Source organism: Sorangium sp. So ce295 (genome assembly GCF_051527405.1).
Taxonomy (GTDB): Bacteria; Myxococcota_A; Polyangia; order Polyangiales; family Polyangiaceae; genus Sorangium; species Sorangium cellulosum_B.
In genome coordinates this window covers 12,724,670-12,736,473 of sequence record NZ_CP150324.1, presented here as the reverse complement: position 1 = coordinate 12,736,473, position 11,804 = coordinate 12,724,670, and the positions used below count along the sequence as shown (strand labels likewise).

General features: G+C 70.0%; 6 protein-coding genes. All 6 read right to left on the bottom strand.

All coding sequences use genetic code 11. The annotated features are described in order from the left end of the window. Positions 1 to 3: 3 nt before the first annotated feature. Positions 4 to 3,213 (bottom strand): glycosyltransferase, encoded by a 3,210-nt coding sequence (locus tag WMF11_RS48145; RefSeq protein WP_437975557.1) that lies wholly within the window; start codon positions 3,211 to 3,213, stop codon positions 4 to 6. A 295-nt stretch (positions 3,214 to 3,508) separates the two neighbouring features. Next, entirely contained in the window at positions 3,509 to 4,960 is a 1,452-nt protein-coding gene (locus WMF11_RS48140) for a peptidoglycan-binding domain-containing protein (protein WP_437975556.1), read from the bottom strand. A gap of 191 nt (positions 4,961 to 5,151) precedes the next feature. Then, positions 5,152 to 5,589, bottom strand: coding sequence for a hypothetical protein (locus WMF11_RS48135; protein WP_437905739.1), 438 nt, complete (start codon positions 5,587 to 5,589; stop codon positions 5,152 to 5,154). Positions 5,590 to 5,727: 138 nt separating this feature from the next. Next, positions 5,728 to 7,371, bottom strand: a complete 1,644-nt coding sequence (locus tag WMF11_RS48130) for an ATP-binding protein (RefSeq protein ID WP_437975555.1) — start codon at positions 7,369 to 7,371, stop codon at positions 5,728 to 5,730. 325 nt (positions 7,372 to 7,696) lie between these two features. Next, positions 7,697 to 8,992, bottom strand: a complete 1,296-nt coding sequence (locus WMF11_RS48125; protein ID WP_437975554.1) for an FG-GAP-like repeat-containing protein — start codon at positions 8,990 to 8,992, stop codon at positions 7,697 to 7,699. A 208-nt stretch (positions 8,993 to 9,200) separates the two neighbouring features. Continuing rightward, on the bottom strand, positions 9,201 to 11,684 hold the full coding sequence (locus tag WMF11_RS48120) for an FG-GAP-like repeat-containing protein (RefSeq protein WP_437975553.1): 2,484 nt from the start codon (positions 11,682 to 11,684) through the stop codon (positions 9,201 to 9,203). Positions 11,685 to 11,804: the final 120 nt, after the last annotated feature.

Sequence of the window (11,804 nt, the reverse complement as noted above, 5' to 3'; positions counted from 1 at the left end):
GGATCAAGCGCTCCTCCGCCCGGTCGCGCCAGGCACGCGCCCGCCTCTCAGGCGCACCATCAGCGCCTCGAACAAGTCCATGCCCACTTCCGCCCCGCGGCTCGCGAGAGGCGTGGGACGCGCGTTGAACTCGATGGCCACCGGTCCGTGTTCGGGACCGCGGATGAAGTCGATACTGCCGATGCCGGTGAACCCTGCCTCGCGCGCGAACCGCCGGGTCATCTCGACCATGCGTCCATCCTCCACGAACGTGGTCACCCGCGAGGGACCGAGCGGGCCGTGGGTCTCGGTCTTCTCCGCGGTCAGCACGCCGAGCAAGTGACCTTCGAAGGCGGCGAACGTGGCCATCGCAGGCATGCCCGCGACGTGGCGCTGCAGCACGGCATTGCCCTGGTCGCTCGTGAAGAGCTCGCACCAGGCGCGCTGCAGCCCGTCCGGGCCGCTCACCACCCGCACGCCCGCTCCAGCCGACGAGCCGTCGTCGCGCTTGAGCACCACGGGCCCTCCGAGCAGCGCGGCCGCGACCTCCGCTTCGGCGCGCGCACGCACGTCGCGCTGATCCGGCAGGCGGACGCCCGCCCGGCGCGCGATGCGCGCGAAGCCGGCGCGCGTCACCCGCTCGAGATAGGGCCCGGTGCCGAGCGAGCGGCGCAGCAGGCTGCGCAGGCGCGGGTCCAGGCGCCGTTTGCCGGCCAGTGCGTCCGTGAGCAGCTGGGCCAGGAGATGAGCGGATCGATCGTCGCACGGGAGGATCAGCTCGGGACGCAAGGCATGGCAGGCCGCGAGCAGCGCGCTGCGACATGCCTCGGGGCGCGCCGCGTAGCTGCGCTGGGCGGCGAGCTCGGAGGCTGCGAGCAGCGCGCTCCCTTCCGGCGCCAGGGCGCAGGGACTCGCTCCCGCGCCGGCCAGCGCCCTGGGCAGGCGCAGCGTGCCCACCCAGTCTCGCTCCCAGACGAGCAAGAGCACGCGTGCTGGCTCGTCGGGGGCGACCGACGGCGTCGCGCGGCGCAAGGGAGCCCCTTCACGCGGAGGGCTCTTCCACCACGGGCTTCGGGCGTGGCGCTCGACGGTGGCGAGGTACTGCGCGGGCTCGAAGCGCGCGGCCGTGGAGGGCGCAGCTGCCTCGATGATCAGCGAATCGTGACCGGAGCCATGGATCAGGGAGGGATGGGCGCACAAGACGCGCAAGCCGCGCTCGGACTGTTCCCGCAGCACCTCGTCGAACGGCTGGTCGATCGGGCCCGAGCACAGGCGCTGAAGCAGCCGCCGCGCCCCGTCGCGCGTCACCAGATAGGCGCGTGCGCCAGGACACCCGCGGGCGGAGACACCGAGCTGGAAGAACCCGCCGGGCAGCAGGCTTCGTGGCGCGCGGGGAGCCCAGCTTCCGCGGCCTTCGTAACAGTCGAGCATCAGCGCTTGATAGCCGCTTCCGGCCTGACGCAGCGCCGCGAGCCGCTCGCTCAGCGCTCGCGGAAAGTCCGGCACGAGGCACACGTCGTCCTCGAGCACGAGACCGCAGTCGAGGTCGCGCGCGACCAGCGTCTGCAGCGCCTCTAGGTGCGACAGCCAGCAGCCTACCTCGCCCGGCCGCAGCTCCCGACGCAGCCAGCTCGCCTCGCGCAGCCAGGCGGCCTCGCGAAAGGCGGCGAGATCGAGCGTGCGCCCGTCGACCGCTTCGAGCAGCTCTCCGCGCAGCCCATCACCCAGGGCCGCGAGCTGCGCTTGCATGTGCGCGCGTCTGGCACTGCTACGGGCGAGACTGACGACCAGCGCCGTGTCGGGAAACGGAGCGCTGGCGCGGCTGGCCGGGGGCGTCCGCCTGTCGAGCGGACGCGGCAGCGCGAGCGCCGCATGCAGACGCTCGTAGTGTGACCAGTCCGGCGAGAGCGCGGCGAGATCCTCCGGAGCTGCCTCGACCAGCGCGTCTCCCCAGTCGCGCCCAGCATCCCAGGTGTTGGCCGCGTGACGCACGACGATGAACTGTCGCTCGTCGCGCAGGCGCTCGATGCGCGCTCCGGTGCGCGCGAGCTGGCGGATGAACGACACGTCCTCGGCGACCTGCACTGCCGGGTAGCGCGCCTTGCCCCAGAGCGCACGCCTGAACGCCAGCGTGCCCGGACAGCCGCCATGCCCGTGGAGCTGGGTGTGCAGCGCGGGCGTGCAGCGCGCGAGCTGCGCGTCGCGCAGGCTCAACACGAGCTGCATGTCCAGATACGTCGCGTCAGCCTGGCCTGTCAGGATCGGTGCGACCTGGGTCGCTACGCGCGTCGGCGCGTGCCAGTCGTCGTCGTCCCAGTGCACGATGATCTGTCCGCGAGCCTTCTGCACGGCCAGGTTGCGTTTGGCCCCGATCGACCAGCGCGTGGGTAAGCGCAGGTAGCGAACGCGCGGATCGGCGGGCATCAGGTCGCGTACGCTCGGGCCGTCGTCCACCACGATCAGCTCGAGGTTCGGATAGGTCTGGCGCTGGAAGTACGTGATGGCGAGCGGGACGAAGGGGCGTCGCTGGAACGTGGGCATGATGCAGGACACGAGCGGTACGCTCGCGGTGCTGTCGGACCGGACGGCCTCCGGCGCGCTCTCCTGCACCCCCACGATGCGCCGGACCTCCTCGACTTCGGCGCGTTGCCAGGTCGGGCTCACAGTGCGCTTGGGACTCACGTTGTCGCGGTGGATGCGGGCGACCAGAAAGTCCGCACGCGTCAGGACGACCTGCTTCGCATCGGCCGAGGCGCGCACAAACCGTACGTCCTCGCCGACCTGCACCGGTGCGAAGCGTCGCCGCGACCAGTGCGCGCGCGTGTAACACAGCGTGTTACCGGCGAGAAGACGCGGGGTGCTCGCGTTGCTGTACCACCAGGCCCGGTCATGCTCTTCGTCCCAGTACAGAATGCGCGCAGCTCCGCACAGGTCTGCCTGATCACCGATCAGCTCCGCGAGCTGGTAGCTGATTCGAAAGGGAGCGCTCCAGTCATCATCATCCCAGTGCACGATGATCTCGCCGCGCGCTTCGGCGCAGGCCAGGTTGCGCTTCTGGCCCACGTTCAGGCGTCGCGAGAGGCGCCGGTAGCGAATCCGCGCGTCGGAGGGCACCAGATCGGCCACCGGGTCGCTGCCGTCGTCCAGGATGATCAGCTCTCTCGGTTCGTAGTCCTGGGCCAGAAAGCAAGCGATGGCCTGCGGCACGAAGGCACGCCGGTTGAAGGTCGGCATGATGCACGAGACCAGCCCGGCTCCTGCCGGCGCGCCCCGCGAGGGGACCGTCGTCGTGCCTTCCCCACGGGCTCTCGTCGCAGCATTCATGGCATCCGGACCCACTCGTTTCGCCGGTCTGACGCAGTAGCGCCAGCGCTCACGAACACCAGGTCGACACCGACCTCGGCCCCCTTGCAAACCCGCCCGATCGCATCAACCCGCTCCCCCTGGAAAAGCGACGCCATCACCACCTCATCCCTGCAAAGGCCCCGCCTTCACTCCAAGCCCTGCGGGGCTCCCCTCCCCGCGGGGTTCACCCCCTGATGGTCGCCCCGTGGATATGCGCCGCGAGATCCGCGTACTTCATGCGAAAGCGCCCGCACGCCTCCGGCAGCGGCACGCGGGGCGGGACACCCTGGCAGCTGTCCGACCCCCCAGGATTGCGCAGGATCACCGAGACAGGCGCGCCGTCCGCCCCACGCTCGATCTTCTCGGCCGCAACCCAGTGGTAGCCACCTTCCCACTTCAGGAGAACGGGCACCTTCTCCCCGCGTCCCAAGGCTCCGGCGACATCCTCAGCGACAGACGCCCCGCTGCGCAGCAGCGCCGAGACGCTCGTGTAGCTGCCGCCCATGATGTCCTGGAACAGGCTCGTGAAGTTGCCGAGCGGGACGCGCGAGTCGCCCCCCAGCGCAGCCCAGAACGAGTCGTTGTCCTCGGGGTTGTCGTAATCGAAGATCCAGCTCATCAGGGTCGCGTGGTTCATGAGCGCGGACTGGAACAGCCGGTCGATGTCGATGCGGCCCGAGGCGTCGCGCTGGACCGCGTTGCGCGGCATCCTGAGCACGCGGCCGGAGCGGAGCGTCACCTCGCCCGCCTCCCGCGTGATCCCGTCGAGGAGCCGCGTGAACTCGGCCGGATCGGCGCGCAGCAGGACGTACTCCATCGTCCCCGCGCCGCACGTGCCGTGGCGCGCCCCCTGCTTGACGCGCAGCGGGTTGTCCACGTGCCGGATCGTCTGCGCGAGCACGAGGTGCGGATCGATGCCGCCCTCGAGCACGAGCCTGCCATCGCGCTGCACACCCGCCATGGTCGCGAGGTTCGGCAGCAGCGCCCCCGCGTGCAGCCGGCCCGCGGCGAGCAGCCTGTCGAGCGCGGCCAGCGCGCGCGCGTCGCCCCGGAGCGCACGCCGGACCTCGTCGAGGCGCGCGCTCCGATCGGCGGCGAGCGCGCCGGCGGCGGTGGTCGTAGGCCTGTCGCCGACGGAGTCCACAGAGGGCGGCGGCGAGTCCGGGTCCGGCGCGGCCCCGGGCACGACCCGCGGGAGCCCCTTCGCGTCCGTGAAATAGCCCTGATCGTGGCGCGAAGCCGCGGCGGACGCCTGAACCGCTGTCGCCTTGCGGCCGAGCGCCGCCACCTCCTCCGGGCTGAGCCCCGCGGCCCTGGCCATGGCCTCCTCGAGCGGCTGCGCACGCCGGGCCCCTAGGCGCCTGTCGAGGGCGGCGATCGTCGCGGCGTCCACGACACCCGTCTGCGGCAGGCCCTCCCCGCCTTGCAGCGCGACGATGGCGGCGTGCGTCTTCGGCCCGAACGAGCCGTCGGCCTTCATCGCCTCGCCGATCGCGCCGAGCGCCTCTTGCAAGGCGCGCACGCCGTCGCCGTGCGCCCCCTGCGCGAGCGTCGCCGTGCCCGCCGCGACCGCTCTCAACACCTCGTTCGACGCGAGCTCGGGGGCGCCGAGCCGTGTGTTCCCGCTGTCCCCCATGGGTCCCCTCCTGCGATCACCAGGCGCGCTGGGTTCGTCCCAGGATACCACGCCGCGCCCGCCGGTGCGCGCGTCAGGCGGAGCTGCGTTGCGCGGCCCCTCGGCACCGCGAATTCGTCCTTCGGACAGATCGTGGGACTGCTTTCCTTTCTATCATCGGGTCGGGACGATTGCCGCGGCGCGAAGAGCCGTCAGCTCTTGCCGAGCGTCTGCTGGAGCTGGTCCACAAGCGCAACAGCCTCCCTCTGTTCGACGGGCGAGGCGTCCAGCGCCCGCAGCGCATCCATGATCCGGTCTCTCGTGAAGACCTGATATTGACCACTGAACGGATTCAGCTCCGGCGTGTCCATACCATGGACCACTCCACGAACGAATGTCGAGCCTGTCACCAGGCAGATCTTGCTCGGCATGCGAAACAAGGATGAACATGGGTGGCTCATCATGCGCTGCCACTGGGCCGGAGACGGCGCGCTGCCGTCCGTCACGATCAGCGTGCGCGTACGGGTACGCCCCTGAAAATGAGCCACAATCGCGTCGAGGTACAGGTTCCACTCCTCGTCGGACGGCGCCATCTTTCCCTGTAGAAGCACGAAGATCTCGCCCACCGCTCCGAACGCCATCGTCTTCATGCACCGAAGAATACCACGACGCGCTGACGGGCAGAGGGAGTGCATTCCGTCCGGGCAGGAGCGTGCGCCCGAGCCTACAGAGAACGTCGATATACCGGTCGCCCAACCAAGGCGGCCGATGGCGACGAGCAGAACGCCTCACGTCCAGCCCTGGGCCGGTCGCGCGTCCACTGGCAGCCGCATCGTGAACGTCGTACCGCGACCGGGAGCGCTGTCCACATGGACGCTCCCGCCGTGCGCTTCGGCGCAGGCGCGTACCAGCATCAGACCGAGGCCCCATCCCTGTGCGCGGTGCTCGCCCGCGGCGCGCATGAACGGATCGAACAGCGTCTCTTGTGCTTCCGGCGGGATCGGCGCGCCCTCGTTGTGCACGCTCATCTCGACGCCGTCCCGCAGCTTCGTGATGGCGACGGCGATCGGCGCGTCCTTCGCGCCGTACTTGAGCGCGTTCGAGATCAGGTTCCAGAGCGCGCGTCGCAGCTCCGAGGCACCCCAGATCCCTCGGACGCCCGAGTCTGCATGCAGCACGATGCGGTCAGGGTGATCGGCCGCGATTTCGTCGACGAGCTCGCGGCCGAGCTCGCCCAGGTTGCACTCCTCGAGCGTGACCGAGAGGCGCCGGCCGGCGTGAATCCGATCGGCGTCGAGTAGATCGGTCACCATGTGGTCCGCCCGATCCAGGTTGCGGACGATGACCTCGACCCGCTTTGCGACGCTCGGCCCGCTCGCGTCCGGCTGCGCGGCCAGCAGCGTCGCGGCCATCCTCGCGGCCGACAGCGGACCACGGAGATCGTGCGCCAGGACCGAGACGAACTGGTTTCGTACCTCGCGCGCGACGCGCAGGGCACCGAGCTGTTCGAGCAGCTCCGTATAGAGTCTGGCGTTATCGAGGTGGAGCGCGAGCCGCTCGCCAACCGCCGCGATACGCCGCGTCTCACGAACGGTGAACGTCCGCTTTTCACGGAGGCCGATGTACAGGACACCCATGAGAGAACGCTGCGGCGGGAGACGGATGCCGAGCAGCGAGTGGATGCCGCTGTGCCGCAGTCTATCCGGCACGTCGAGCAACGTGGTCTCCACGTCGCGCATCGACATCGCATAGTCCTGCAAGGCGACGGCGCCTGCGAAGGACGAGGCGTCGACAATTCGCACGTACTCGACGAACGGCTCGTCGGCCACGCCCACCGAAGCGACCATCTCCAGCTTCCCGGTCCTGATGTCGTGCAACAGCAACGCAGCCGTATCGGCGTCCATCGACTCCATGACGACCTCGAGGACCTTCCTCAAACGCTTCGACGACAGGGGCGCCTCTCCGCCGAAAGGCTGCAAGAACGGGTCATGGAGCAGCCGCAGGTAGCGCTTCTCGGCTTGCTCGTCCTCCAGGAGGTGTTGCCGGAACGCTCGCGTCACGAACATGGAACGGGCGTGGATCTCGGCGAAGAGGCGATCGATCTCCTCCAGGCTCGGCGGCGCTTCGGCGGCTGCGACGGACCAGGTGCGCACGATCGCACGGCCGAGGATGGCGAACTCTTCCAGCGCCTCCTCGAGGCTGAAGCCGGCACGCAAGCGGGAGGACAGATGGCTCTCGATGAGCTCGTTTCGCTCGCGGTGCACTTCCTCCCCGTCCCACCCACGCGCGAGCGACCGCACGTACTTGGGCATCATGTCTGTCAGCTCCGGGCGCGCCAGCCCCCGCGCCACCGCTGCTTTGTTCGCTTCGTCAGCCCAGAATTCGATGATCTCTGATGCGCGCGCCGCGATGATCTGTTTGATCGTCCGCATCGACCCCCTCACATCCTTGTCGAGATGATCCTTAAGACGCGCGACGGGGCTCGTGCCAGTGCGCGTCACCGAGGCTCCGGATCACACCACCCGAGCGCTTGGACGCATTCCCGGATCTCCTGATCAGCGAAACCCGCACGCACTCGGGCTCGCGCCAGTGATCGCGGTCGTAGCCCTGCCCCGGTCACCGACGCGCCGACCTACCCTGCTCTCACCGCCTTGCCTCGCCGCCCGCGCCCGTGCAGGCTTCGCCCATGGGCCAGCCCGCCGGGAAGCAGCGCCGCGCCACGTACGCCGACCGGACGCGCCGGGGGAGGTCGCGAGGCTACGGCAGACATGCGCTCAGCAGCACGCTCGCGCCGCCGTCGCTGTTTGCTGCGGCGAGATCGGGCGCGCCGTCGCCGTTCAGATCCACCGCAGCGACGGCGCGAGGGTGCGTGTATGCGGCGTAGCTGACCGGAGCTCCGAGCGTGCCGTCGCCTCGGTTGGGCAGCACGCTCAGGCTGTTGATGAAAGAATTCGCGACGACGACGTCGATCGCGCCATCGCCGTCGATGTCCGCGGTCGTGATCGATTGAGGGGTCCGGCCCGCAGGGTAGCTCACCGCGGCATCCAACGTCCCATCGCCTCGGTTGAACAGCACGCTCACCTCGCTGTCGAACGCGTTCGTGACGACGACGTCGAGCCAGCCGTCTCCGTTCAGGTCTGCCGCCGCGACCGACGCGAGCCCGGAACCCGCAGGGTAGCTCACCGCCGCATCCAACGTCCCGTCACCTCGGTTGAGCAGCACGCTCACGTCGCCGCCTCGGTAGTTCGGGACCGCGAGATCGGGTTTGCCATCCCCGTTCAGGTCCGCCGCGACGAGCGAGAGGGGCACCGAGCCCACGGGATACGCCACAGACTCACGGAACGTGCCTGTCCCCTGGTTGAGCAGCACGCTCACGTTGTTGTCCTCGTTGTTGGCGACAGCGAGGTCGACGCTGCCATCGCCGTTCAGGTCCGCCGCCTCGACCGCGGTGGCATGCGCCCCCGTCCCGACGCTGACCGGCGAGCCGAAGGCGCCGCCGCCCTGATTGAGCAGCACGCTCACGCCGCGGCTGAAGAAGCCCGCGACGACCAGGTCGCTCCGACGGTCGCCGTTCACGTCCGCCGCCGCGATCGAGTCGCTGCCGCTCGAGCCCGTCGGGAAGAAGGCGGACACGAGGAAAGCGCCATCGCCCTGATTGAGCAGCACGCCCACCCGGTCACTGTTCGACACGGCGGCAATATCGGGCCTGCCGTCATCGTCCAGATCCGCCACCGCGATGTCCGTCGGTGAGTCCACCACGGAGTTGTTGAACGGCGCGGCGAACGTGCCCGTGCACGCGGGCGCGGCGCACACGCCCGCCGAGCAGAGCATCCCGGCGGGGCAGCGGTTCCCGCATCGCCCGCAGTTCGCGAAGTCCGTCATCGTGTCGGTGCACTCGTCCCCACACGAGGTCAATCCTGGTGCGCCGCAGCTCGGCGCCCCACCACCTGCCGTCTCTCCCGTCGTCGCACCGCCGCCTCCGCCGCCTCCGCCGCCGCCTCCGTCGCCGGTCGTGGCCGTCATCCCCCCGCCGCCGGCGGCGCCAGCTTCCACCGGAGGCGCGTCCCCCCCGCACGCTGCCAGCAGCAACCAACCGCCAGCCGCGCACAGCGCTGCGGCTGCCTGCCACACGGCACGGTGCCTCGTCCCGATCCGGGTCATGTCCATCGAGCTGATCTCCACGGGATACCTGGCGCCTTACGATCCAACGCTGCGTCGTCGCGCGGCATGATCTCCCCCTTGGGCTCAAGGAACTGTCCGGCTAAGGCAGGCAGGCGTTCATGAAGACGGTCACGTGGGCGGCCGGGTTCAAGACGGCGAGATCGCGCATGCCGTCGCCATCGAGATCGGCCGCCACCATCGACGTCGACGCGCGATTCATGCCGTAGTCCAGCGCGCGCGCGAAGGTGCCGTCCCCCTGGTTGACCAGCACGCTCACGATGGAGTTGCCACCGCCGTCGTATCCGACAGCGAGGTCGGGCCGGCCGTCGCCGTTCAGGTCCGCAGCCGTGATCACGAGCGGCGATGGGCCCGCCGGGTAATTGACCGGCGCTGCGAGGGCGCCGTTGCCTCGGTTGAGCAGCACGCTCACGTCGGAGGTCCCCCTGTTCGCCACGGCGAGGTCGGGCCGGCCGTCTCCGTTCAGGTCCGCGACGGCGATCGAGACGGGCACCGCGTCTGTCCCATAGTTGAGCGGGGCAGCGAACGTCCCGTCGCCATGGTTGACGAGGAGGCTCACGTCGTTGGCATCGCTGTTGGCGACCGCGAGATCGGTCCGGCCGTCGCCGTCGAGGTCCGCCGCGGCGATCGCAGCAGGGACGCCATGCACGGCGTAGCTCAGCGAGCCGGCGAAGGTGCCGTCGCCCTCGTTCAGCAGCACGCTCACAAGGTTGGTGTCCGAGCTGCCGACGGCGAGGTCGGGCGTGCCATCGCCGTCCAGGTCCGCCGCCACGATCGAGGCGGGAGGGCGATGCACTTCATGACTCCGGGGGCTGGCGAAGGTGCCGTCGCCCTCGCTCAGCAGCACGCTCACGGCCCTGGTCTCATAGTTCGCGACGGCGAGGTCGGGCATGCTGTCGCCGTTCAGATCCGCCGCGGCGACGGCCAGCGGGGTCCTCCCCGCGGGGTAGCTGTCCTGTACGGCGAAGGTGCCGTCTCCCTGGTTGACGAGCAGGCTGACAGCATCGCGGTCGACGCTCGCGACCGCGAGGTCCGGCCTGCCATCGCCGTTCAGATCCGCTGCGGCCATCGAGCGCGCATTCCAGCTGAGGTCCGAGCCGACGTCGTAGCCGGCAGCAGAGGCCACGGCGGGCCCAAAGGTGCCATCTCCCCGGTTGACCAGGACGCGCACCTCACCCGAGCCCTGGAGGGACGCGCCGTCGGTGGCGACGGCGAGGTCAGCCTTGCCGTCGCTGTTCAGGTCCGCCGCGGCGATCAAGTAGGGGTACGCGCCCACCCGGTAGTCGACCGCCGCGGCGAAGGTGCCGTCGCCACGATTCAACATCACCCGGACCTCGGCTTGGCTGGTCGCGACGAGGTCGAGCCTACCGTCTCCATTCAGGTCCGCCGCCGCCACGTACCTGGGGTCGAGGCCCGCGGCGTAGTCTGTCGACGCCGCGAAGGTGCCGTCTCCCTGGTTGAGCAGCACGACCACGCAGTCGGTGAGGTCGTCTGCGACCACGACGTCGAGCCGGTCGTCGCCGTTCAAGTCCTCCGTGACGATGGCGTGGAAGCCTCGATCCGCTTCGTAGCGGACCTGTGGACTGAACGTGCCATCGCCCTGATTGAGCAGCACGCTCACGCCGCGGCCGCTGACCGCGAGATCGGGCGACCCATCGCCGTTCACGTCCGCGGCCGAGATCTCGCCGGGGTACCCGTCCAGAAGATAGTCGACCGGTGCGGCGAAGGTGCCGTCGCCCCGGTTGAGCAGCACGTTCACCTCGTCGGTCAAGCGGCTCAGGACGGCGAGATCGGGACTGCCGTCGTGGTTCAGGTCCGCCGCCACCACCGAGCTGAGGCCGCTGCCCGCAGGGTAAGTGACCCGGGAAGCGAAGGTGCCGTCGCCGTGGTTCATGAGCACGCTCACCTCGTCGCTGCCATAATCCGTGATGGCGAGGTCGGCGCTGCCGTCGCCGTTCAGGTCCGCAGCAGCGATCGATGAGGCCATTTCGCCTGCGTCGTAGTCGACCTCCAGCGCGAAGGTGCCATCGCCGCGGCTGAGCAGCACGCTCACGGTGACGCCGGCAGCGACGGCGAGATCGGCCCTGCCGTCGCCGTTCAGATCCGCCGCGGTCATGGCCCGCCAGCCGAAGCGCAGCGGCGTCGTCAACCCCGGGAATCCAGGCTCGGAGCACGCAGGCGCGATGCACGCGCCCGCGACGCAGAGGATTTCCGCACCGCAGTCGCGCTCGCACCCGCCGCAGTTCGCAGGATCCACCGCGGTGTCGACGCACCCGCCGCCGCAGAGGGTGGTGTCGGGGGCGCAGTGGATCGTGCCTCCGCCGCCCCCCTCCCCCGCCGAGACTTCACCGCCCGTCGCCCCCGTGCCCCCGCCGCCCCCCTCCCCCGCCGAGACTTCACCGCCCGCCGCCCCCGTGCCCCCGCCGCCATCCCCGCTCGCGGCGGGGGGTAACTCCGCTCCACAACCTGCGATAACCGCGGCGCAGCAGGCCGCGGTAAGCCACCCAAGCGATGCCGTGCGCTTCAGCCGAAGCGGTATCGTGGTCTCAGCCATCTTGGCTTTCATCGAGCGCTCCATCAGCCCATCGAGAGTCGCGAGGAGTCATCGAGGATCGCACGGACCTCACTCGGACACAAATCGTGGCACCTCTCACGACGGGAGGGCAGCGGGCAGCCCTACACGTTC

Excerpts from the sequence above, each read along its gene's own strand:
- WMF11_RS48145 (WP_437975557.1), bottom strand. The coding sequence starts at position 3,213 with ATGCCGACCTTCAACCGGCGTGCCTTCGTGCCGCAGGCCATCGCTTGC.
- WMF11_RS48140 (WP_437975556.1), bottom strand. The coding sequence starts at position 4,960 with ATGGGGGACAGCGGGAACACACGGCTCGGCGCCCCCGAGCTCGCGTCG.
- WMF11_RS48135 (WP_437905739.1), bottom strand. The coding sequence starts at position 5,589 with ATGAAGACGATGGCGTTCGGAGCGGTGGGCGAGATCTTCGTGCTTCTA.
- WMF11_RS48130 (WP_437975555.1), bottom strand. The coding sequence starts at position 7,371 with ATGCGGACGATCAAACAGATCATCGCGGCGCGCGCATCAGAGATCATC.
- WMF11_RS48120 (WP_437975553.1), bottom strand. The coding sequence starts at position 11,684 with ATGAAAGCCAAGATGGCTGAGACCACGATACCGCTTCGGCTGAAGCGC.